At 41.8% G+C, this 22,159-nt stretch carries 21 protein-coding genes; 8 read left to right on the top strand and 13 right to left on the bottom strand.

From position 1 onward, the window contains the following. Nucleotides 1-79: 79 nt before the first annotated feature. Entirely contained in the window at nucleotides 80-1,078 is a 999-nt protein-coding gene (locus SHALO_RS08315) for an LLM class flavin-dependent oxidoreductase (protein WP_069478124.1), read from the top strand. Between the two features lie 104 nt (nucleotides 1,079-1,182). Here the strand turns inward: SHALO_RS08315 and SHALO_RS08310 are convergent, their stop codons facing one another. The 8 genes from SHALO_RS08310 to SHALO_RS08275 form a co-directional block, all read right to left on the bottom strand. After that, nucleotides 1,183-1,827, bottom strand: coding sequence for a heme transporter CcmC (locus SHALO_RS08310; protein WP_069478123.1), 645 nt, complete (start codon nucleotides 1,825-1,827; stop codon nucleotides 1,183-1,185). 80 nt (nucleotides 1,828-1,907) lie between these two features. Beyond that, nucleotides 1,908-2,270 (bottom strand): thioredoxin family protein, encoded by a 363-nt coding sequence (locus SHALO_RS08305; RefSeq protein WP_069478122.1) that lies wholly within the window; start codon nucleotides 2,268-2,270, stop codon nucleotides 1,908-1,910. Then, nucleotides 2,267-2,776, bottom strand: a complete 510-nt coding sequence (gene bioV, locus SHALO_RS08300; protein ID WP_069478121.1) for a pimelyl-ACP methyl ester esterase BioV — start codon at nucleotides 2,774-2,776, stop codon at nucleotides 2,267-2,269. The genes SHALO_RS08305 and bioV overlap by 4 nt, the downstream gene beginning before the upstream one ends. Further along, the gene (locus tag SHALO_RS08295) at nucleotides 2,763-4,424 is read right to left on the bottom strand and encodes an AAA family ATPase (protein WP_069478120.1); all 1,662 of its coding nucleotides are present in this window, start codon (nucleotides 4,422-4,424) and stop codon (nucleotides 2,763-2,765) included. Before SHALO_RS08295 ends, bioV begins: the two co-directional genes overlap by 14 nt. Beyond that, entirely contained in the window at nucleotides 4,411-5,655 is a 1,245-nt protein-coding gene (gene mtaB, locus SHALO_RS08290; RefSeq protein ID WP_069478119.1) for a tRNA (N(6)-L-threonylcarbamoyladenosine(37)-C(2))-methylthiotransferase MtaB, read from the bottom strand. Before mtaB ends, SHALO_RS08295 begins: the two co-directional genes overlap by 14 nt. Further along, complete coding sequence (locus tag SHALO_RS08285) at nucleotides 5,636-7,246, bottom strand: mechanosensitive ion channel domain-containing protein (protein ID WP_069478118.1); 1,611 nt, start codon at nucleotides 7,244-7,246, stop codon at nucleotides 5,636-5,638. The genes mtaB and SHALO_RS08285 overlap by 20 nt, the downstream gene beginning before the upstream one ends. Continuing rightward, complete coding sequence (aroB, locus tag SHALO_RS08280; protein ID WP_069478117.1) at nucleotides 7,239-8,285, bottom strand: 3-dehydroquinate synthase; 1,047 nt, start codon at nucleotides 8,283-8,285, stop codon at nucleotides 7,239-7,241. The genes SHALO_RS08285 and aroB overlap by 8 nt, the downstream gene beginning before the upstream one ends. 44 nt (nucleotides 8,286-8,329) lie before the next feature. Next, on the bottom strand, nucleotides 8,330-9,733 hold the full coding sequence (locus SHALO_RS08275) for a COG3400 family protein (protein ID WP_069478116.1): 1,404 nt from the start codon (nucleotides 9,731-9,733) through the stop codon (nucleotides 8,330-8,332). Between the two features lie 42 nt (nucleotides 9,734-9,775). Here SHALO_RS08275 and tgt point away from each other — a divergent pair, with 42 nt between their 5' ends. Genes tgt through SHALO_RS08260 form a run of 3 tightly spaced genes read left to right on the top strand, consistent with a single transcriptional unit; the run spans nucleotide 9,776 to nucleotide 12,745 of the window. Then, nucleotides 9,776-10,897, top strand: a complete 1,122-nt coding sequence (gene tgt / locus SHALO_RS08270; RefSeq protein ID WP_069478115.1) for a tRNA guanosine(34) transglycosylase Tgt — start codon at nucleotides 9,776-9,778, stop codon at nucleotides 10,895-10,897. A gap of 1 nt (nucleotide 10,898) precedes the next feature. Continuing rightward, a complete protein-coding gene (locus SHALO_RS08265; protein ID WP_069478114.1) occupies nucleotides 10,899-11,963 on the top strand; it encodes a tyrosine-type recombinase/integrase in 1,065 nt (354 codons plus the stop codon). After that, the gene (locus tag SHALO_RS08260; RefSeq protein ID WP_069478113.1) at nucleotides 11,960-12,745 is read left to right on the top strand and encodes a magnesium transporter CorA family protein; all 786 of its coding nucleotides are present in this window, start codon (nucleotides 11,960-11,962) and stop codon (nucleotides 12,743-12,745) included. Before SHALO_RS08265 ends, SHALO_RS08260 begins: the two co-directional genes overlap by 4 nt. 4 nt (nucleotides 12,746-12,749) lie before the next feature. On the opposite strand, the gene SHALO_RS08255 is transcribed toward SHALO_RS08260, so the two are convergent. The 5 genes from SHALO_RS08255 to SHALO_RS08235 are packed head-to-tail and all read right to left on the bottom strand — an operon-like array spanning nucleotide 12,750 to nucleotide 17,542. Further along, nucleotides 12,750-13,250 carry a SixA phosphatase family protein gene (locus tag SHALO_RS08255; RefSeq protein ID WP_069478112.1) on the bottom strand — a complete coding sequence of 167 codons (501 nt, stop codon included), beginning with the start codon at nucleotides 13,248-13,250 and terminating at the stop codon, nucleotides 12,750-12,752. 45 nt (nucleotides 13,251-13,295) lie between these two features. Continuing rightward, nucleotides 13,296-13,574 (bottom strand): hypothetical protein, encoded by a 279-nt coding sequence (locus tag SHALO_RS08250; protein ID WP_069478111.1) that lies wholly within the window; start codon nucleotides 13,572-13,574, stop codon nucleotides 13,296-13,298. After that, entirely contained in the window at nucleotides 13,559-14,755 is a 1,197-nt protein-coding gene (locus tag SHALO_RS08245; RefSeq protein WP_238585219.1) for an MFS transporter, read from the bottom strand. Before SHALO_RS08245 ends, SHALO_RS08250 begins: the two co-directional genes overlap by 16 nt. Next, on the bottom strand, nucleotides 14,709-15,359 hold the full coding sequence (locus SHALO_RS08240) for a response regulator transcription factor (RefSeq protein WP_069478109.1): 651 nt from the start codon (nucleotides 15,357-15,359) through the stop codon (nucleotides 14,709-14,711). Before SHALO_RS08240 ends, SHALO_RS08245 begins: the two co-directional genes overlap by 47 nt. Further along, nucleotides 15,356-17,542, bottom strand: a complete 2,187-nt coding sequence (locus SHALO_RS08235; protein WP_069478108.1) for a sensor histidine kinase — start codon at nucleotides 17,540-17,542, stop codon at nucleotides 15,356-15,358. Before SHALO_RS08235 ends, SHALO_RS08240 begins: the two co-directional genes overlap by 4 nt. Before the next feature lie 142 nt (nucleotides 17,543-17,684). Here SHALO_RS08235 and SHALO_RS08230 point away from each other — a divergent pair, with 142 nt between their 5' ends. From SHALO_RS08230 to SHALO_RS08215, 4 genes are all read left to right on the top strand, one after another. Next, on the top strand, nucleotides 17,685-19,046 hold the full coding sequence (locus SHALO_RS08230; RefSeq protein WP_202968797.1) for an anaerobic C4-dicarboxylate transporter: 1,362 nt from the start codon (nucleotides 17,685-17,687) through the stop codon (nucleotides 19,044-19,046). A 216-nt stretch (nucleotides 19,047-19,262) separates the two neighbouring features. Continuing rightward, nucleotides 19,263-20,114 (top strand): fumarate hydratase, encoded by an 852-nt coding sequence (locus SHALO_RS08225; protein WP_069479377.1) that lies wholly within the window; start codon nucleotides 19,263-19,265, stop codon nucleotides 20,112-20,114. Nucleotides 20,115-20,124: 10 nt separating this feature from the next. Then, complete coding sequence (locus tag SHALO_RS08220; RefSeq protein ID WP_025344806.1) at nucleotides 20,125-20,685, top strand: Fe-S-containing hydro-lyase; 561 nt, start codon at nucleotides 20,125-20,127, stop codon at nucleotides 20,683-20,685. 205 nt (nucleotides 20,686-20,890) lie between these two features. Continuing rightward, a complete protein-coding gene (locus SHALO_RS08215) occupies nucleotides 20,891-22,150 on the top strand; it encodes a lactate racemase domain-containing protein (protein ID WP_069478107.1) in 1,260 nt (419 codons plus the stop codon). Nucleotides 22,151-22,159 lie beyond the last annotated feature (9 nt).

Raw genomic sequence — 22,159 nt, 5'->3', positions numbered from 1 at the left:
TTAGGTAATGTTATTATAATTTTATTCTACTATAGTGGGAGGTAGTGTTTACGCACTATGCTTTCAAATGGAGAAAAACATGAATCATACAAAAATACCCTTATCGGTTTTAGATTTAATCCCCGTAGGAGAAGGCTTTACCATAGCGCAAGCCATAGAAAATAGTACAAAACTAGCCCAAGCGGTTGAAGCGTTTGGATATAGTCGTTATTGGGTCGCAGAACATCACAATTTTAGCGGAATTGCTAGTGCCGCAACCTCTGTAGTATTAAGTTACATTGGCGCAAAAACTAAAACGATCAGAATAGGCTCAGGTGGAATTATGCTACCAAACCATGCGCCATTGGTTATCGCTGAGCAATTTGGAACGTTAGAGTCTTTGTATCCTAGTAGAATAGATTTGGGTTTAGGAAGAGCTCCAGGGACGGACAGACAAACCATGCTTGCCCTTAGACGCGACATACACAATGACGGCTCAGACTTTCCTCTGATGCTTGAACAGTTGCAATACTTTTTATCAGATCGTGCAGGCACAAAAGGGATCAAAGCAGTCCCTGGATACGGACTCGACATCCCCATCTGGTTGCTTGGTTCGAGCACGTTTAGTGCGCAATTAGCGGCAGAAAAAGGATTGCCTTTTGCGTTTGCCTCACACTTTGCACCGGATGCCATGGAAGATGCCATAAGACTCTATCGCGCAAACTTTAAACCCTCATCCGCGTTACAAGAGCCGTATATTATCATCTGCATCAATGTCATTTGCGCTGAAACAACGGAGCAAGCCCACTACCTAGCAACAAGCGAACTTCAAAAGTTTCTTCATCTTCAACGTGGCGATAATAGCCCGTTAAGTAAACCAACACACGATATGAGTCGTTTATGGGAATCGTGGGAAGAAAAAAGCATAAGACATAAAACAAGAGAGTCCATATGGGGAACGCCTGCCTTTGTGAAAGAAAAACTTGAAAGCCTTATTGAGAGAACAGGCGCAAATGAAGTGATGATAAACTCTATGATACACAATCCAGAGGATAGAATAAAATCGTATGAGTTGATTTCAAAAGTTTGGTTTGAGTGATAGATCTATAAAATAAAAAGCAGGTGACATCAAGAAGAGAAGATATGGTGGAATATTAAAGCAGCCTATCACCTTTATTCATGTAAAAGTAAAAAATTTAGCTCCTATCCCTGTTCTGTAAGGCCAGTGTTAATCGCAGCCAATATACATATAATTAGGAGCAAAGAAAAAATATAAATGTAATAACTTTTAAAGTAGCTAAAATTACCTTGCTCGAAAAACTCATAATCACAAAACTTAGTCAGTATAATTTTTGGTACAACTATAAATAAAGGCAGAAACATTGAAACAAATATAACCCACCAGATGTAAATAGTGGGATTATTAAGCCCATACCATAGCCATATTCCAATAGGTGCTACTATTGCAGCAATCAAAAAAAATGTAAGATTGGGGATAACCTCTTTCCCATACTTTTCACTAATATTACGAAATGCAACCTTTTGACCCATTATTTGAACGCGCATTCCTATGGCAATACAAATAGATGAAATAGTTGCGACGTGGATTTCTAGTTCAGTATAGTTTAAACCAATATGTGATGATAGAGAGGATACTGGTTCGACGAATATCGACTGATAGAATCTCAAACCATCCCATATAAATCCTTTCCATGCTATGATTTTGGAAGATAGTTCCGTCAAAGAACTCAGGGTAATGAAAAATCCTATACCCATTATAATCTTGGTTAACATATTACCTTCTTTAAAAGATTTTTTTAGCTCATTGACTTCTTTGCTTAAATCCAACACAAACCCTTTTCTTAATATAGTATTTTGGGCAGCCCTAAACTTTTATTTTTTTTACATGTAAAAGCATCAACATACCCCTAGAACCCCAACAACCGCGACTTTGGATCGCCTTTTTGTGTATTCACTCCCAGAACCATACTCTCATAAACTGCTTCGGATTTTAGAGCATATTCGACCCTTTGTTGCTCGCCTTTTTGGTTGTAGGTCATACATACAGGCACAGAGCGAATGCCAAAATATTCACTTACTTTGGGGGCAACATCAAGATTACATGTAAAAAAATCCACTTCAAAAGTTCCTTTTTGTATGACGCGCTCTATTCGCGCGCGGGCAATTTTGCATTGCGTGCAGTGGGTGGTATAGAACAGAAGAAAAAAGGCACGAGGGGAAGGCTCGTGTAAGCGTTTTAAAACGGCGGCTTCATCTAAATCGTGAATCATTTTAAGATATGCCCTACTCGTTTGAGATAGTAAACGCTTGCATAAGGTACGAAAAAATCCTTTACATGTAAAGAATTTATGATAGTGTCTTGCTCGCCTACATAGACTTCGATGTTAATGCCTCGCTCTTTAAGAGCTTGTAAATGCGCTTCATCCCATGTGTAGTGTAAAAGCTCGCTTAGCTCTTCGATGCTTCCCTGTTTGAAAAATGGTCGTATATCAAATGTGGAAGGATACACACAATTTTGCATAAAATTTTGTGTATAAAGGTCGCTATTTTTGGAAAAGGAGAGCGTTTGAAGTTTTTTAAATTTTGCGTTTTTGTCCCCAAAAAAGGCGGGGGAAAAGAGTTGGAGGGTGTCGATGCGCTCTTTACATGTAAAGGCGTATTCAAAAGCTTTAATGGCTCCGTAACTAAACCCAGCGACGGTGAAATCGCTTTGGTTTAGATACGGTGTGAAGAGTTCTTGCTCGTTTGCAAGGCAAAAACCACTAAAGAACTTCATCGATGATGGCTTTAAGACGCACTTTGGAGATGCTTTCTACGGTGTAAAGCTCATGCGATATTTTTTCTAAAATGGCATTCATCCCTTCTAGAAAGTGTTCGAGCTCTTTTTGGGCGTTTTCTAAAATGATCAAAACATCATTGTCATACGGTATGAGTTTCTCACCCATGCCATAGACTTCGACCATCTCTTTGGCGATAGTGGTAGCACGCTCCAAGTCTTCTGTAGCGTTGGTAAATTTTTCATTGTACGCCAGTTTGGTTGCGACCATGCCCGCTAGATAGACCTTGATTTTTGAAAGCATTTGCGTTTTAGACTCGATCTCACGGTCGATGTCTTTCAGACGGTCATTGACAATGGTGATTTTGTCGAAGTCGATCTCAAACCAGTACGCGCACAGCGCTTTTGCGGCTTGGTAGAGCGCTTGGATTTTCTTCTCTTCATCGGAGAAACTGAGTACTTTTTTCTTTCCCATGAGCACTTTTTGACGTACCGCCACAAAGTCGCCCAGTTCTAAGATGGTAGAACCTCGTCGAAGTGCGTTGATGGCGGCTTCGTTGACAAAGGTTGCCAGTGCTGCACCACTAAAACCAACGCTCATATTGGCGAGCGCTTCTAAGTCCACTTCGGTCGGTTTGTTGCGCATATAGGCTTTTAAGATCTCTAAGCGATCGCTTTTATCGGGAAGCGAGATGAAGATACGCCTGTCAAATCTACCTGAGCGAAGCAATGCCTCGTCAATGATATCGATTTTATTGGTTGCGGCGATGACGATGACGCCACTGCTGTCTTCAAAGCCATCCATTTCAGTCAGCAGTTGGTTGAGGGTTGATTCGCGCTCGTCATTGCGCATGCCACCACGTGCGCGCCCTACAGCGTCGATCTCGTCAATGAAGATGATGGAAGGGGCATTTGCTTTGGCTTGGGAAAAGAGCTCTTTCACCCGCTTCGCACCCATTCCCACGTAAATCTGCACAAAGGTCGCGCCACTTTGGTAGAAGAAAGGCACACTCGCCTCGCCTGCGACGGCTTTGGCGATCATCGTTTTACCCACGCCTGGAGGGCCTACTAAAAGCACGCCTTTGGGAAGCGTGATGCCATAGCGTTTGTAGCGTGCAGGATTTTTGAGAAAATCCACGATCTCTTCGAGTTCCTCTTTGACATCTTGGATGCCCGCAACGTCCTTGAAACTGACGTTTGCTCTTACGGGTCTGATGATGCTACTCATAAACGGATCGTACGAAGCATAGGCTTTTTGGCTGGTCTCTTGCTCTTTTTTGACATCTTCTGCGCGTTTTTTGCGTGCATAAAAAACAAGTGCAAACAGCAGACTTCCAAGCATGCCTAAAATGATCAAATCTTCAAAAAATGGATGGGAGCGTTGCACTTCGATGGGCACTTTTTTAAGAAGTGCTTCGATGTCGATGCCGTCTTTGATGATGACAAACTCGTCATTAATCCCATAAAGAAACACTTGGTTCTCTTCGACTTTGGCTTTTTTGATGCTTCCGCTGTCCAAAAGTGCGTGATACGTCGGTAGATCAATGATCTTTGGCGTAATGCGTAAATACCCAAAAGCGAGCAGTACCGCAAAAATGCTCAGCGCCATAAGGGAGAGCATCAGTTTTGGGGACTTAAAAGTGCGCATAGTTCGCCTCCTGTTGAATCTCGTAGTTTTCGATCGTAACCCACTCTTTAAGCAAGTCGCGATTGCTTTTGATAATGACTTTATTGAAAAACTGATCGTAGCCGATGTAGTGGTCGTCTTTGTGCTCTTCGACCAAGACATTTAAAGGTATTTCACTCTTTTTTTGCCTAAAAGTCATGTTTTTCGACTCTACAAGCGTTTCGATGCTCTTGAGGCGCTCTTTCGCCACATCGCCTTTGACCTCTGGTTTCATCGTGCTTGAGGGCGTTCCATCACGTTTGGAGTAGGTAAATGCGTGCAGATGCGTGAGTGGAAACTGCTCCAATGTCGTGTAGGCTTCCTGCCAAATCTCGTCACTTTCACCTGGATGTCCTGTAATAAAATCGGTTCCTAGCGCAAACCCACGTTCGCTAAGTTCGTGGAAAAGCTCCAAGTCACGCTTGACATTATTGCGCCTTCGCATGAGTTCTAGCATACGCTCAGAGGTGTGTTGAAGCGCTACATGTAAATGGCGCTCTAACCACGGCTCACTGAGTATCTCACGAAAACTCTCATCGATCTGTACAGGCTCAATGCTTCCAAGACGAATACGACGAACTCCTCGAATGGCGCCTAATCGTTGCACGAGTTTTCCAAGAGAACTGCCTTTGTCTTTGCCGTAGCTACCGATGTTCGTACCCGTGAGCACAAATTCACCGTAGCCATTGAGGGCTAGTTTTTGCACTTGTTCGATGATCTTGCCCTCATCTTGACTTCTCGCATTGCCTCTAACGTAGGGAATAATGCAGTAAGAACATCTAAAATTGCACCCTTCTTGAATCTTAATGAATGCTTTGGTTTTGCCTGTGTATTCGTGCACAATGGTTTCGTCCAAAGACGTTAGATCGCCGATTTCGTAAAACGGGCTCTCTTGTTTGAGAAGCGTGTTGATGTGCGCTTTTTCAGAGTGTCCCATTACACCAAACACCTTGTTTTGGCTAAAAAGACTCTCCCCTTTGCTGATCGCGCCACATCCTGCGATGATGACTTTTTTGCCCTCTTTGGTCGCGTGGTTGATGTAGCTTCGCACACCCGTATCGGCACCATTGGTCACCGTACAGGAGTTGACCACGATGATCTGCGCTTCGTTTTCTACTTCCGTCACTTCAAAATCGCTCAGATTTGCCATCATTACTTGGGTGTCGTAGATGTTGGTGCGACACCCGAAGGTTTTAAAAAAGACTTTTTTCATCAGGACTCTTTGGCGTATCCGGTGGAGATGAGGGGCGTTGTTGCTGAGCAATGTTGATATTTTGTGTTTGGTAAGCGATCGTGATGTCCTCTTCTTGATTGAACGCATCGATGATTTCGCAACCAATGGTACCACGAAGGGCGAGTGCTGCGTACGAATTGGTCATGTACCAACAGTTGATACAAAATCCTTGTGCCTCGACAAATGAGAAAATACGAGGCTCGACATTGGTGTTTTTGAGGCTGTACTGATTGCGCAGTAAGTTGAGCTGTTTGCGTGCAATGTCAGTGTAGCCTTTGGCGTATTTTTTCGTGATTTCGCGCGCTAAATGCACCGCTTTTTTGTGGTTGGAATCAAACGTGATGTAGATATTAATGCCATCCCAAACCGTACGCATCGTGCCGTGGGTATAGTTGGAAATGACGGAGGAAAATATAAGATTATTGGGAATAAAGAAAACCCTTCCTGAACGTGTATTTTCCATGTATGATGTGAGCGTAATATCTTCAAGTAACGTCATACGAAGCAGTGAAATATCGATGATGTCGCCCACATATGCGAGTCCATCTTTTTTGACTTTGATGCGATCTCCCACGTGAAAACTGCCACCAAAAATGATGACCATCCAGCCTAAGATGCTCATAAACCAGTCTTTCATCGCAATCGCGATACCCGCAGAGGCAAATCCTAAAACGGTGACAAGGTAGGAGACATTCTCGATGTACGAAAAGAGCAAAATCAGCAAAATCAGCGTGACGTTCAGAAAATTGATGATCTTATTGGCGGTGTAAAAACGCTCATTGTCTTTGATGTAACGTTTGGCAACAAATTTGAGTAAAAGCGTGATGACAATGACCACAATAATGAAAATACCGATGTTGAACGCCCGTTTCATTTGCAACGTAATGTCTTGGGTAATGCGAATACTCGCCTCGTCCACTTTCTTTACATGTAAAGAGTAACTCGTACTCGCAATCTCTTGCGCGGCGATAAACGCGTTAAGCTCTTTTTGCGCTTCATACGCCATATCTTCGTTCGTGATGATTGGCTCGATCTGGTTGATCTCTTCAATTAACGCGAGTTTTTCTCTGAGTTTTCCAACCAAAAAGTCCAAACGATCGATGCGGGCATGGTAGTCAGCACTCTCTTGTTTGATTTTTTTAATGTATGAAAGCGCTGAGATAATCGCAAAAGGGTTGGTGATTTTAGGGTAACTCTCCAGCTCAATGGATTCAACCATCTTGCTAAACGGTGAGTTTTTAAACTCCTGCAACAGCTCGATCTGTTTTTCAAGAGACTCTTGTTTACTCACCAATCGTTCGCGTTTTTCAATCGAGGCTTTATCTTTCGCATTTTTGATTTTTTTGACTTCAGCATCAACGGTGGAGAGCTCTTCGATGAGCTTTTGGTAACTTAAGTAGTTGCCATAGCGCTTAAACCACAAGTTGTCTTTAATCGCTTCATCAATTGCCGTAATTTTTTGGCGCAGTGCTTCGGTTTTGATGCTCTCTTCAAGCTTAGATGTCGTGTTGGTTTCGGCTAAAAGAAGGTTACATGTAAGAAAAATAAGCCACAGAATTTTTTTAGGCATGAAGATCCTTTAGCGCTTCAAGAACGGTCTCTTTTGGGATGTTATTTCGCATCACATGACCGCCAATTCCCTTGGCTAAAATAAAAGTAATTGTGTCGTTGGCACTTTTTTTATCTAAGAAGAAAGCATCGTAAAATGTCTCTAAATCGTCGATGTTATAGTGGGTTGGAAGCGCATAATGCTCAAGAAGTGCTTGAATGCGCAACATCTCTTCGTGGCTTAAAAGACCTAGTTTTTGGGCGAGTGCATTTGCCATCATGATCCCAATTGCAACGGCTTCACCGTGCAAATAAGTCGTGTAATGGGTTTGGTTCTCGATGACATGGGCAAAGGTGTGTCCGTAGTTTAACACCGCGCGTATGCCCTGCTCTGTCTCGTCTTGTGAAACGACGTCAGCTTTAATGGAGATACTTTTATGAATCGCCATCTTGAGATTATCTTCATCAAACAGATCATGGCTTTCCAACCACTCAAAAAAGGCTTTATCAAACGTGACTGCCATTTTGATGATCTCCGCTACACCCGCTGCAAATTCACGTTTGGGCAAGGTTTTAAGAAATGCGCTATCGCAATACACGGCGCGTGGTTGCCAAAATGAGCCGATAAGATTTTTGCCATAGTCGTTGTTAATGCCCGTTTTGCCACCTACACTGGCATCGACTTGAGCTAAAAGTGTGGTAGGAATCTGAATAAAATCAATGCCTCGCTGATAGATCGAAGCGGCAAAACCTGTCATATCGCCAATGACGCCACCGCCAAAAGCGATCAAAATGGATTTGCGATCCAATCGGTGCTCAAAGCAGGCGTTTAAAATGAGGTTCAGACTCTCAAAGTTTTTATACATTTCGCCATCGGGAAGAATGAGTGTGTGAAGCTCTTTCGCCTCAATGCGTGTTTGAAGGCTTGAGAGGTGAAGTGCTGCTACTGTGGTGTTGGTGACGATCATCACTTTGGTATCAAAGACGCGTTTTTCTAATGGGTCAATAATGACACTGTAATCTTTTGAAGTGGTTTTGTTTAAGACAACATTGACGTGCATGTTCTTTCCGTTTTTTATTTCTATCTTACTCAAAAAGCACTTAATTATGCATTGATTGGGATGAATAGCTGGTAATTGTCGGCAAGTTTAAAGTGTAATTTTTCCATATCGGTTGAGAAAATCGAGAGGATATTGGTTTCCAAAATTTTGGGACTGAACGGTAAAAACTGCAAAATATTATCTTTATGACGCAGTTTTACCAGTGGGTTTTTGTCGCTTTGGATGACATCGACTTCGCGACCAAAGATCTTAGAGAGGTTATCAAAGTGCTCAATAAGGCTGTTTTTCTCACTCTCATGGTCAGGATTGTAGGAGTAGAGTTTGAGATCGAGTGAGAGTTGGGTTGCGACGTCAAAAATGACGGAAGACTCTTGTTCGATTTCATGCGCGTCATTGCTTAACACAACGCCTTGATTGAGGCTTGCAAAGCCCTGTTTTCCCATTTTGAAGATAGGCAGTTTGGTTTTATACAGAGTGCGTTTGTTCTTTTGAAAAAAGCGGTTCATCACAACAATCAACCCAATATCCATGCTCTCGGTATCGTCTCTGAGTGCTTTACGTGGATTGGTCTCAAAGTAGTCGATCATGACGTTGATGTGGTGGTTGCTGTAGCTTTTGACCTTATCGAGTGCTTTAGAATAGGTTGGGTTAATAATCTTTACATGTAACTTATTGCTGTTCAGTTTTGAGTGCAGTAACAGCGCGTCATTGAGAAGCACATCGATCTCTTTGTCACTCATGCGCAACATGTCGATCAAACAGTAGATACTGCTACCAAACGGCGAAGGAAACTGACCCAGCTCACGCTTGATACTTTTAAAGACACTCTGCAACACCTTAGGATCGCCCACAAGCAACAAAAGATCGTTGGGTAAGAGCATGAGCGCAGGACGTGGGAGAATGAGCGTGTTGGAGCGATACACCGCTGCGATTTTCCACCTGCTCTGCTCGATGGAGGCAAGATGACGGTACGCGTAAGAGCTTCCCACAGGCACCGAAACTTCCATAATTTCACCAATGCCCAGACCGATGTTTTGTGCGACAATCGGCGTGTTAGGAAGGTGGTCGGTAAAACGAGAGGCAAGGATCTCGCGAGAGTTGAGCATCAAAAGACGTTTATCTTCGATCTTTAAATCCCATCTATCCATAATGACGATACGCACTTTGCCATCCACACGCCTGATGTTCGTGTAGGTGGCTTTCACGTCAAGTTCATTGGACATCATAATCATCACTTGGAAAAATTGTTCATTGAGGACGATGGCGAGTTTTTCGTAACTGGTTGGGTCAAATTCAAAAAATTTAAAGTTTTCAGGGCGCTTTTTAGGTAAAGTCTCTTCTTTATAGGTCACAATGGTGTAGCTATTCTCTCCAGCCTCGGTTTCCATAACCTTTTCTAAAAATTGTTTTGCTAGAATGCCATCAGCGATAATTAAAATTTTTTTCATTATAAGCGACTCCCTAAAATATGAGAGGATATTGTAACTAAAATGGAATTTCAGATAGATAAAACCGATGGAAGTGCACGTGCATGTACGATAAAAACGGCACACAGCACCATCCAAACCCCTGTATTTATGCCCGTTGGAACAGTGGGCAGTGTGAAAAGCTTAGACGCTGTCGATATGAGCGAAATGCTTGGAGCTCAGATAATCTTAGGCAATACATACCATCTTTACCTTCGCCCGAACGATGAAGTGATCAAACATTTTGGTGGGCTTCATGGCTTTACCAAATTTCCGAACAGTTTTTTAACCGATAGCGGTGGATTTCAAGCCTTTAGCTTAAGTGACATCTCCAAAGCCGATGTCAATGGCATTATGTTTAAAAGCCACATCGATGGTTCATCGCACTACTTTACACCAGAGAAGGTGCTCGATATTCAGTACAATTTCAACTCTGACATTATGATGATCTTGGACGATCTTGTAGCCCTTCCTGCTACAAAAGAGCGCATCGCGCTTTCCATCAAACGCACAACCGATTGGGCACAGCGTGCCATAACGTATCATAAACAAAAACAGTCTGAGGGGATTGGTCTGCATCAAAATATCTTTGCGATCATTCAAGGTGGAACCGATAAAGAGTTCCGTCAAATCAGTGCGAATGAACTCTGCGCCCTACCCTTTGATGGGTTTGCCATTGGGGGTCTTAGTGTGGGGGAAAGCAATGCGTTGATGTATGAAACGGTTGAGTTTGTAACGCCTTTAATGCCTAAAGATAAACCACGTTATTTGATGGGTGTTGGAACACCTGAAGATTTGGTCGAAAACGTTGAGCGAGGGGTGGATATGTTTGATTGTGTGATGCCTACACGCAATGCACGCAACGGTTCACTTTTTACCTCGTTTGGTAAAATCAGCATCAAAAATGCGAAGTTTCAACGTGATGAGGCACCGCTTGATCCTGAGTGTGAATGCTTTACATGTAAACACTATTCAAGGGGTTATTTGCACCACCTCTTCCGTGCCAAAGAGCTGACCTATTTTAGACTGGCGTCGATCCACAACTTGCATTACTACCTCACATTGATGAAACAGATGCGTCAGGCGATTTTAAAAGGTGAATTTAAAGCCTTTAAAGCAGAATTTTACGCCAAGCGAGCCAAATAAGATGCGCTACAAGGTGGATGTGAAAGAGAATTTTGAGCAGAGCTTGCTTTTTTGGCTGGATCGTTTTATCAAGTCAAAACTCACCTCTCTTTCCAACCGCCATGTCGAAGAAAATGCCAAACTCTCCGCTATTATCGGTTCGCTCAACCATGGAAGCGAAAGCATGGATGATCTCAAAAATCTTGCCAAGGAAGCGCGCAATATTGGGTTGATTGGGATCAACCTTTTTATCAATCCCTTAGAAAAATTTTACCATTACCTCACTCCTATGAAACTAGGCTCTTTAAAAGAGATCGATGAGGAGCTGTTGAGTGAATTTTTAGCGTCTCAGACAGGTTCACTCTCCGATGCGACGAAAAAGAACTATCGGATTGCCCTGCTGGGGCTTTTTAAATTCATCGACAAACAAAACGAAGATGAGAGTGGCAGTTCGTATCAGTTTCGCATTGAGCTTAAAAACTGGGGCGGACTTGGTGGGCGCAAAGGCGAGAAGCTACCTGCACACATGTACAAAGAGGAACTTACCCGTTTTTTCAAAGCGATCGAAGAGACCGAGTTTAAGCCTTATGCCCAAGCCAAAAACAGGCTTTTGATCAAACTCATCCTTTATACGGGCATGCGTGTGAGCGAAGCGTTGGGGATGCGGCTGAAAGATATGGTCAAAGATGGAGAGTATTACGTCTTTCAGATTCGGGGAAAAGGCAATAAACCCAGAACAGCGATGGTTAAAGTAGAAAACATCGCGCATGATTTGGAAGAGTGGATGGGGTATCGAAGCAATGAAAGTATGCTGTTGTTTCAAAGTCGTACAGGAAAGCCTTTGACGCAAGCGTATGTGAGCTACATCATGGATAAAATGCTGCTTCATGCGGGTATTCGCAAAGAGAAAAACGGTGCACACATGCTTCGCCACACCTTTGCCACCCTGCTCTACCAAAAAAATCACGACCTGATTTTGGTGCAAGAAGCCCTCGGACATGCGGATCTCAATACATCACGTATTTATACCCATTTCGATAAAGAACGTCTTAAAATTGCAGCAGATACAATGGATGGTATGGAATGAAAAATCTTTTTGAAAAAGTCGACAGTTTCCACTTATCGGATATAAAAAACCCTACACATCCTTCTATTTTTATTGAAGAATCTGCGTATGATATTTTGATTTTAGTGCTTCCCTATAAAGAGGGGAAACACCTAAAAATGGAGTCGCATGCGTTTGTGTTTGACCATGAATCGTACTACTATTTTGATAAACAAAAAGCTGAATTTGTCAATTTTGAGACGATGCAACGCGTGTATGAATTTTTAAATGAAAAGACCAATCATGTCATGAAATTGGTTGCTTCGATCCACGAAAGTATTGATCTGATGGAAGAAGCGCTGTACGATAATGCCAATTTTTCAAACTTTATGCACTATTGGCTTTCCAATAAAAAAGATCTAAGCCGCATTCAAAGAGTACTCACCTTGGGCGATGAGGTGCTCAGTCAATTTATTGAGACGTATCTTAAAGCAGAGGATTTTCTAGCGATTCATTTTCAAGATATTCACGAACACATCGGACGAACCAACCGCTCAGCGCTTCTTGCGACCGATAAACTAAACAACTTGTATAACTTCTACACCAGTCGTAGCAATGAAAAGATGAACCGCACGATCTACCTTTTGACGATTCTCTCAGGCATTTTCTTGCCTCTGCATTTTGTGGCAGGCTACTTTGGCATGAACAGCCAAGGACTGCCTTTTAGTGATATTGCGTATGGTACGAGCTTGGTAACGCTGATTATGGCAAGTTGTGCTGTCGCGATGGCTGGGTTGATTCTCTTTTTGAAAAAGAGACTCTAGCCGCTTAATCTTTGAGGTGTTTTTTGGGGTAGTCAAAAAAGAGGATGTGACCGCTCTCTTCGCAGATCTCTTTGAAGCTGTGCACATCAAAGCTGATGCAGACAATTGCGCATGTAGGGATATTGCTCAAAATGGCTCCACTAAGGCGCTCTCCTACTTCCGTGATGGTAGGATTGTGTGCGATGATGAAAATGGACTCATATTTGTCATCGGTCGCATGAATCAGCTCAAGATACTTCTCATATGAGCTTTCATAAAGGGAATCCACACTTTTAATTTTTTTCTTATCATAATCAACCTCACGTGCGAGCTCTTTCGCCGTTCTCTCCGCTCTTTTCGCAGGACTGGCATAGATAAGATCTGGCATGACATTAAACATCTTTAAACGTCTTCCCATAAAGACAACATCACGTTTACCGCGACTATTGAGGGGTCTTTCAAAATCATCTAGGATTGTATCTTTCCAGCTTGATTTGGCATGTCTGATTAAATAAATTTTTTTCATCGTTATCCTTTTACCCATAAAACATTATATTAAAATTGTATGAGATTAATATAAAAAATTCTGTGTGACCCATTGAAAAACGAGTCGTCGTGTCACCGCAAAAAATGGAAGCTCTGTGCGCAAAAAAACCTCAAGTTTTTTCAAAGAGTAAGCATCAAGTTCCATTGCTTCGCCGATGCGTGTCATCATGATTTGCATCTGTTTTAAAGAGTGTGCATCAAATGCTTCATTGCCCTCTTCTTCAAAATAGCGTTCTTCATCGTAGTTTTTAAGCTCTTTAGTGTACTCTAATTGTAAAAAATCTTCGCTTACATGTAAACGCAACCCTGCTCCTTTTTAGCAATAAAAAATGTCAAAACAAACGAAACCACCGCAATGGCAGCCCCTATGAAAAAGACTGCGCTGTGCGAGTAAATCCAAACGATACCCAACGTAAAAGGCAGAAAAACCGCCGCAATATGGTTAATCGTAAAACCAACACCTGAAGTGATCGCAATATCTTTGGGATCGGCTATTTTTTGAAAATAGGTCTTCAGGGCGATGGCAATCGTAAAAAAGAGATTGTCTAAAATGTAAAGTGACACCGCCATACTTTGTGATTGTACCAAACCATACAGGATAAAAATGAGAACAATGCTCAGATATTCGATGCGTAACGAGAGTTTTTCACCAAAACGTTCAATCAGCTTACCCGCATAAGGGGCGAAAATCATATTTAACACGGTATTGGTAATGAGTAAAAGCACCATGTTTTCGACCGTAAAGTGAAATTTCTCAACAAGTAAAAAACCTGCAAAGACAACGACAATCTGACGACGTGCCCCTGCTAAAAATGTTAACACGTAAAAGATCCAATATTTTTTGCGCATAAAGAGTTTGGTCTCTTGCAGTACATCGTCTTTAAAATGCTCAAATCCCAGCCATGCGACAAGGGCTAAAAACATCGTCAAGCCACCGCTGAGCACGTAAATACCGACATAGCCGACATTAAAAAATTTCATCAGCACATACAGAGTGGCTAATGTTGCAAGCCCAATAAAGGAGCGAATGGCTGAGAGTTTACCCAAAAAAGAGGGAGCATTTTTCGTGTCGATCCATTGCAGACTGAGCGAGTTATTGAGCGTTTCTAAGTAGTGAAAGCCAACAGACATAATCAGCGTTGTGGTGTAAAGCCCCAGTGTCGTAGGGAAAAAACCCGTCAAAAGTGTACCAAGCCCCAGAAGAAACAGAGAAAGATATGCCGCATTTTGCTGACGAAAGATGAGCAAAACAAAGACGATACTAAAGGCTAAAAGTCCAGGAACCTCACGAATGCTTTGAAGCAGACCGATTTTTTCGCCATCAAATTGCGCGGATTCAATGGCAAAGTTATTCAGAAGCGAATTCCATGCAGTAAAAGCGATCGGAACGGCTGCTGCAAATAAGTAGAGCAGTTGTTCGCGTGTGGCAAAAAAGGCTTTAATGTTCATAATTGAGACGGTATCCGATGCCACCTTGATTTTCAATGGTATCTTCAGGAAGTTTTTTACGAAGCCGCTTGACTAGGGCTCGAATATTCTCTGTGGTGGTTAGCTCTCCACCCCAAACATACTGTTCAATGCGTTCAAACGAGATGTTTTTATTGAGATTTTTTGTAAAGAGATTCAGAAGAAGAATCTCTTTTTTAGCCAGCTTAACCTCTTCGCCGCTACCATCAACTAACTGTTCGTGCTCCATAGAATACGTAAAGCCATCGGGTAGCGCAACTAGGCAGATTTTGGGTTTACAGAGCCGCTCTATCTTGGTCTCTAATTCGTACATGTAAAACGGTTTCTTGAGGTATTCATCGCATCCTTTGCTGTACGCTTCTTGGATGGTGTCGAGTTCAACGTTGGCGCTGATGATAATGGCAGGCGTGGCATTATCCATCGTGCGAATCTCTTTAAGAAGGCTGAGCCCATCCATGCCTGGAACGTTGATGTCAAGGATAAAGCAGTCATACCCATTGTCGATGGCTTCGAGGGCAAGTTTGCCATCGCTAAAAAGATCGACATGGTATTTTTTTTGCTCTAATGCTTCGACAATCAGATTGGCTAAGCGTTCATTGTCCTCTAAGACCAATAGTTTCATGCATCTCCTTTAGCTTTTTGAATGGTGATAAAAATTTGTGCACCACTCTTTTTCTGTTTAGCGATAATTTTACCACCCATTTTATCTTCAATGATCAAACGCGCCATATAGAGTCCAAAGCCATCGCCATTGGCTTTAGTGCTCATAAATGGATCAAAAATGGATTCGAGTTTGCTTTTTTCAATCCCACATCCATCATCACTGATGGAGAGATAGATGTTGTTTTCGTCGCTATCAAGCTCAATGTCAATAATACCATCAATGCTGTGTGTTTCTCTTCTTTTCACAATACTATCTTTTGCATTATTAATGATGTTTAAAACGCACTGTTTAAATTCATTAGGGTAACCAAAAGCTAAGAGTATTCCTTGCTGTTTTTGGACGATATGGATCGTAATATAGTTGTATTTGACATTATGGTTGACAACGGTTAAAAGCGTATCAATCGCTTCTCTGACATCAAAGGCGGTTTGCATCGACGAAGGTTTGATGAATTGTCTAAAATCATCGATGGTGTTGGACATGTATTTGACTTGGGTCATAATGTCATCGACAAATTTTTGGGTATCTTCTTCATCCAAAGGTTTTTTGCGACGTTTGTAGATGAGTTCTTGCGCAATGGCGGAGATCTCAACCAACGGCGTTTTCCACTGATGCGCAATGCTGGCGATCATCTCCCCTACTTCGGATTGTTTGGAGCGTTGAATAACAAACTGCTCATGGCGTTTGTGCTCGGTATCAATGCGCTTTTTCTCGGTAATATCTGTAAGAATGGTGACAACGCCCGCTTCTTGGTTGTTCTCATCCTTATAATAGGTTCTGCGAACAGAGAAAATGATCTTATCTTTATAGGGAATGTGCATCTCAATTTCAGCACTGGTTGGACAATCAAGCGGTACCTCTTGAACCGCATCGCAAATGGTTGGCATCACGTCACGTACGTGTTTTCCAATAATATCAATCTTCTCACGCTCTAAAATATGGCATAAAAGATCATTACATCCTAAGATAATACCATCGTTTGCTTTCCAAAAAATGGCACTTTGGATGTTGTTGAGTAGAACATAGTCCAGTTTATTCTGGCGCAAAAGCTCTTTTTCCAGTGAAATACGTTTGATAATGTTTAAAACCAAAATGGTGGTCAGCAAAAGCAACAGGGGCATCAATGCAAACGCATTCTCCACAAATTTACGGTGTTTTTCGTAAAAGCTCTCAACGCCATTTAGGACTTCAGCAGGAGTAGGAATATCGTTAAGCGAAATAGCGTATTTTCGCAAAATATTATTATCAAAAAAGTAGGTCCCTTTGGGTATTTCTACAGGCAGTGAGCTGATTTTTTTGCCATTAATCAGCTCAAACGCTTTTTTAGCAGCAATCATTCCTTGTTCATAAGGATTGACCATATAGCCGCCAATAACCCCTTCGCCGACATGGATATGATTAAGTGCAAAGATAGGATAAGGCGAGCGTTGAAAAAAGGCTTGGAGTTTGTAATAGGGAACATACTTATCATTCATATCTCGATAAAAACTGGTAAACAAAATGGCGCTGTGTTTTGGAAGTTTTTCAATTTTAGCGTCAATTGCATCAAAATCGATCTGATTGTCAAATACGACACGGAATTTATCTTGAAAATTATTGGACTCATCAATTATCTGATCTTTGATCACCAAGGAAGAGTACGCATCATCGCTTATAATGTATACCATTTTAATGGCAGGAAAGAGTTGATAGATCAATTCGAGGTTTTTACGTATATCTTTATACTCTACAACACCCGTGACATACTGCTTCATCGTATCATTAATATCTTTGGGATTAAAGTTTTCAACACCACAAAAGATGATCGGTGTTTTAGGAAAAAGCTCATGCTGATATTTAAGGGCGAATTCATAAGCATAGTTATCGGCTACGATGACGGCTTTGTAGCGTCGATTTCTAAATTTCTTTTTATAAAGATCGAGCAGCTCTTCGAAGTAATGTTCGGATTCTATTTTTTTACTATCCATATACTCTGTTGTAAGTTCATATTGCGGATGCTTTTGCATAATATTTTCCACACCACGCGAAATTCCATCACTCCATTTGAGTCCTTTGTTGTAGGAGTGAAGCAGCAGAATTTCATTTGAAAATAAAAAAGAGCTGTAAATAAATAAAATAATAATTATTTTTAAGTTTAACATTGGTTTCCAGACTTATTTTTTTGTTATATTAGCAAAAAGGTCTCATTTATATCCTAAATCGGAGAATATAATGCTATCTGAAAATTATATTTTAGCTCTAAGTTAAAGTTAAAATATAAAAAATTATCTCAAAGGGGTTTTCATGTCAAGCATGTTTTGGATACAGTTGCTTGTAGTATTGGTCGTCTTGTTCTTTGCTGCAAGAAAAAGTGGTATAGCACTCGGACTTATTGGTGGGGTTGGTGTTATTATCTTTGTATTTGGATTTGGTTTAGCACCAGGTAAGCCACCAATTGATGTTATGTTGGTTATGCTTTCCGTTGTCTGTGCGGGTGCGGCTCTTCAAGCATCTGGTGGTTTGGATGTTATGTTACAACAAGCGGAGAAATTACTCAGAAAACATCCTCGTTATGTTACTGTTTTGGCACCGCTTACAACGATTATCTTGACTTTCCTTTGTGGTACAGGACACGTTGTTTATACATTGCTTCCTATTATTTATGATATTTCTATTAAAACAGGCAATAGACCAGAACGCGCTATGGCAGCAAGTACAATTGCCGCGCAAATGGGTATTATGATCTCTCCTGCATCGGTTGCGGTTGTTTCTATGATCGCGCTTATGAAAGGACACCCTTTAGTAAACGGTCAAGATCTAGGTCTTATTCAACTCCTTCAAATCACAATGCCTTCAGCATTGATCGGTGTTTTGGTTGTTGGTTTTGTGAGTATGTACAGAGGTAAAGACTTGGATAAAGATCCTGAGTTCCAAGAGCTTATCAAAGATCCTGAAGCTAAAAAATACGTTTACGGTTCAACGGCTACACTCCTTGATAAAGTCTTTACACGTAAACAATACATCTCTGTATGGCTTTTCCTTGGTACCATCGCTGTTATCGCGATCCTTGGTATGTTCCCTGCATTGGTTCCAACCTTTACTATCAAAGGTAAATTAACACCACTTTCAATGGTTGATGCCATTCAAATGTTTATGTTAGCCGTTGCAGCTGCTATCTATATTGTCGCTGATCTTAAATCAAAAACTGTTGTTGAGAGTGATGTCTTTAAAGCAGGTATGACTGCGGTTATCGCTGTTTTTGGTATCGCTTGGATGACTTCAACAATGTTTGGCGCGCACACAGCTGATATTAAAGCAAGCATGGGTGATCTTGTCAAAGTTTATCCATGGGCATATGCGGTTGTTTTGATCCTTATCTCTAAACTCATCAACTCACAAGCGGCGGCTGTTTCAGCTATGGTTCCAATCGCTCTTGCGGTGGGTGTAGCACCAGGTATGATCGCTGCGTTTGCTGCTGCAGCGTATGGTTACTGGATTCTTCCAACATACCCAAGCGACATCGCGGCCCTTGCATTCGATCGTGCAGGTACGACTAAAATCGGTAAATTCGTTATCAATCACAGCTTTATCTTACCAGGCTTTGTGGGTGTAACGACTGCATGTTGTTGTGGTTTCTTGTTTGCAAAACTTTACGGTTTGATCTAACACAATCCCTTTTCTGCCCCGATATTTGGGGCAGAAGCTTTTTTAGAGATCTTTACATGTAAAGATCTCTAGAGGTGCTCTCCTTTTAATGTAAACTCAACCAAGCACCTCTAACCCACTGTTTTGGGTTAGAAGATGATAAAATTGATTTTTGGTACTTTTGTAAAGTGCTTAAAATCAGTTTTAACCAAAAACCAACTTTTTCGGAGAGGTAAAATGAGAGAAATCAAGTACGAAGAGATCGTCAAGAGTGTAAAGGATATGATCCTTTTCAGCGCAACCAACTTGCCAAAAGATGCTTACAAAGCATTGGAAGATGCCTATAAAAATGAGAAAAGTGAAGTCTGTAAACAGGTGTTGAAGCAGATTTTGGAAAATGCAGACATCGCAAAAAATGAAGAGAGACCTTTGTGTCAAGATACAGGCTTAGCCGTCTTCTTTGTCAAAGTCGGCGAAGATGTTAAAGTGGTTGGCGGTAGCTTGAAAAAAGCGATCAACGAGGGAACAGAACAAGGGTATAAAGAGGGTTATTTAAGAGCGTCTACCTGTCATTGGGACACACGTGCTAACCTTAAAGACGAAGTCGGTTACAACCTTCCAGCGATCATCCATTTTGACCTTGTTGAAGGCGATAGCTTAGACATTGAATACGCAGCAAAAGGTGGCGGTTCTGAGAACGTTTCAAGAGCTACCGTATTCCCTCCTGCAAAAGGAAGAAAAGGTATCATCGAATACGTTAAACAAGTGATTTCCGATGCGGGTCCAAATCCTTGTCCTCCACTCACCGTTGGTGTTGGTATTGGTGGAACCTTTGAAAAAGCGGTAATTTCTTCTAAACATGCTCTTTTTAGAGAGCTCGGAAGCAAAAACAGTGACCCTGTTTTAGAATCAATGGAAGAAGAATTAATGGTACTTCTTAACAACTTAGGTATCGGTGCTATGGGTATGGGCGGAACAAATACCGTTCTTGGTGTTCACATCGAGAAAAACCCTTGCCATATTGCGAGCTTGCCAGTGAGCGTTAACGTTCAATGCCACAGTTCACGTCACATGCATATCAAGCTATAAGGAGACTACCATGAGCAAAACATATCATTTAACAGCACCACTTAGTGACGCAGATATTACACCACTCAAAGCAGGTGACATTGTTTATTTAACCGGTGTTGTCTATACAGCACGCGACGCAGCACACAAAAAATTGGTTGATCTTTTAGACGCGGGTCAAGCCCTTCCTTTTGACATGAAAGGTGCGGTGATTTATTTCGTTGGACCAACCCCTCCAAAACCAGGCGATCCAATCGGAAGTGCTGGTCCTACAACCAGTTACAGAATGGACTCCTACTCTCCAAAACTCATCAATGAGCAAGGTCTTAAAGGTATGATCGGTAAAGGTAAACGAAGCCAAGAAGTTCTTGATGCATGTGTTAACTCCAAAGCCATTTATTTTGGTGCAACGGGTGGTGCGGGCGCACTTCTTGCGCGTCAAATTAAAAGTGCTGAAGTGATTGCCTACCCAGAACTAGGCCCTGAAGCGATTCGTAGACTCGAAGTCGTTGACTTTCCTTTAACCGTTATCAACGATACGTATGGTGCTGATCTTTATAAAATTGGTCGCGCACAATACGAAGTATTTTAGGTTACAGTTTGCGTTACGATGTGAGGGCTAATTGGCTCTCGCATCTTTTTTTGATCGAAAATTTTTATTAAAACGTGTTTGATTTTTTTGGGATTCACTCGTTTCGATAAACGTTTTCCTAGAGTTCTAAACGGTGATAAAATATCACATATAACTTTTTGAGAGAACACATAAATAAAATTAAGTACTAAATGAAGGATGCGCAATGAACGTCAGTGTTGGCTATGGCAAAGATGAAACATTTGAGTTAGAGATTAGTGAGAAGCAACTGGTGGGTGTTTATAACCCAAACAGTGTTCTCAAAATTGACTACAATCAAGCACTTGATGAAGCGCTTGTTCAGCCTCTTGGTAAAGAGAGTTTCGATCATTTTATCGACACCAATGAGCGCATTGTGTTCATCGTCAATGATGGCACACGCCCTACTCCAACACGTAAAGTACTCGCGCGTATTTATCCGAAGATTAAAGAGAAAGATATTTATTTTATCGTGGCAACGGGCTGTCATAGAGCACCCACCGAAGAAGAGTGGCATTTTATCTTGGGAAAAGAGATCTACGAAGATTTACATGTAAAGAATCGTCTCTGGAGCCATGATTCACGCAAGGATGCAATGGTTTATCTTGGTAAATCAACCAACGGTACAGAGATGTACCTCAATAAAATCGTCGCCGAAGCGAAAAAAGTCTGCGCGATTGGCTCGGTAGAGCCGCACTATTTCGCAGGGTATACGGGGGGACGAAAAGCGTTTTTACCGGGTGTTGCAGCATTTGAGACGATTGAGCAAAATCACCTCTTAGCGCTTCATCCTAATGCTCAAGCACTCTCTTTAAAAGGCAATCCCGTTCATGAAGATATGATGGACGCGATGAGCGTGTTAACGCATATTGATGTCTTTGCGATTATGACGGTTTTGGACAGCGATCATGACATTTGTGCTGTAACGGCAGGCGATTTAAGTGATTCCTTTTACGCCGCGATTGATAAAGCCGATGAAGTTTTTTGTGTCAACATCCCTCAAAAAGCGGACATTGTCATCTCTGTTGCGCCCTATCCGATGGACATTGACCTCTATCAGTCTCAAAAAGCACTGGATAATGGTAAACTGGCCCTCAATGACAAAGGTATTCTTATCATGGTTGCGAAGTGTCGTACAGGTATTGGTGAAGAGGGGTTCTTTAAGTTGATGAGCTCCGCTCACTGCCCACAAGAAGTGCTCAATAAAATCAAATGCGGTTACAAACTAGGCTACCACAAAGCGGCTAAAATGGCAGAAATCAACCTTTGGGCGCAAAGTTGGGCGGTCAGTGAACTCAGCGATGAAGAGATGAAAGCGGTGCATCTAAAGCCTTACCATGATTTACATGTAGCACTCGCTGAGGCGATTAAAGAAAAAGGTGAAAACGCGAGCATCATCGTGCTTCCTTTTGGCTCGATCACCGTTCCAAAAGTTGTGAGTAATTAAGTTCAAGGA

The sequence above is a fragment of the Sulfurospirillum halorespirans DSM 13726 genome (assembly GCF_001723605.1).
GTDB classification, from domain to species: Bacteria; Campylobacterota; Campylobacteria; order Campylobacterales; family Sulfurospirillaceae; genus Sulfurospirillum; species Sulfurospirillum halorespirans.
Note: the sequence above shows the minus strand (reverse complement) of the source record. Positions and strands in the feature narration are given on the sequence as shown.

What these genes read in the sequence shown, in the direction of transcription:
- SHALO_RS08285 (WP_069478118.1), bottom strand. Translation starts at nt 7,246, where the DNA reads ATGCCTAAAAAAATTCTGTGGCTTATTTTTCTTACATGTAACCTTCTT.
- SHALO_RS08235 (WP_069478108.1), bottom strand. Translation starts at nt 17,542, where the DNA reads ATGTTAAACTTAAAAATAATTATTATTTTATTTATTTACAGCTCTTTT.
- SHALO_RS08315 (WP_069478124.1), top strand. Translation starts at nt 80, where the DNA reads ATGAATCATACAAAAATACCCTTATCGGTTTTAGATTTAATCCCCGTA.
- SHALO_RS08230 (WP_202968797.1), top strand. Translation starts at nt 17,685, where the DNA reads ATGTCAAGCATGTTTTGGATACAGTTGCTTGTAGTATTGGTCGTCTTG.
- SHALO_RS08240 (WP_069478109.1), bottom strand. Translation starts at nt 15,359, where the DNA reads ATGAAACTATTGGTCTTAGAGGACAATGAACGCTTAGCCAATCTGATT.
- SHALO_RS08305 (WP_069478122.1), bottom strand. Translation starts at nt 2,270, where the DNA reads ATGATTCACGATTTAGATGAAGCCGCCGTTTTAAAACGCTTACACGAG.
- SHALO_RS08225 (WP_069479377.1), top strand. Translation starts at nt 19,263, where the DNA reads ATGAGAGAAATCAAGTACGAAGAGATCGTCAAGAGTGTAAAGGATATG.
- tgt (WP_069478115.1), top strand. Translation starts at nt 9,776, where the DNA reads ATGGAATTTCAGATAGATAAAACCGATGGAAGTGCACGTGCATGTACG.
- aroB (WP_069478117.1), bottom strand. Translation starts at nt 8,285, where the DNA reads ATGCACGTCAATGTTGTCTTAAACAAAACCACTTCAAAAGATTACAGT.
- mtaB (WP_069478119.1), bottom strand. Translation starts at nt 5,655, where the DNA reads ATGAAAAAAGTCTTTTTTAAAACCTTCGGGTGTCGCACCAACATCTAC.
- bioV (WP_069478121.1), bottom strand. Translation starts at nt 2,776, where the DNA reads ATGAAGTTCTTTAGTGGTTTTTGCCTTGCAAACGAGCAAGAACTCTTC.
- SHALO_RS08295 (WP_069478120.1), bottom strand. Translation starts at nt 4,424, where the DNA reads ATGCGCACTTTTAAGTCCCCAAAACTGATGCTCTCCCTTATGGCGCTG.
- SHALO_RS08215 (WP_069478107.1), top strand. Translation starts at nt 20,891, where the DNA reads ATGAACGTCAGTGTTGGCTATGGCAAAGATGAAACATTTGAGTTAGAG.
- SHALO_RS08260 (WP_069478113.1), top strand. Translation starts at nt 11,960, where the DNA reads ATGAAAAATCTTTTTGAAAAAGTCGACAGTTTCCACTTATCGGATATA.
- SHALO_RS08265 (WP_069478114.1), top strand. Translation starts at nt 10,899, where the DNA reads ATGCGCTACAAGGTGGATGTGAAAGAGAATTTTGAGCAGAGCTTGCTT.
- SHALO_RS08255 (WP_069478112.1), bottom strand. Translation starts at nt 13,250, where the DNA reads ATGAAAAAAATTTATTTAATCAGACATGCCAAATCAAGCTGGAAAGAT.
- SHALO_RS08275 (WP_069478116.1), bottom strand. Translation starts at nt 9,733, where the DNA reads ATGAAAAAAATTTTAATTATCGCTGATGGCATTCTAGCAAAACAATTT.
- SHALO_RS08220 (WP_025344806.1), top strand. Translation starts at nt 20,125, where the DNA reads ATGAGCAAAACATATCATTTAACAGCACCACTTAGTGACGCAGATATT.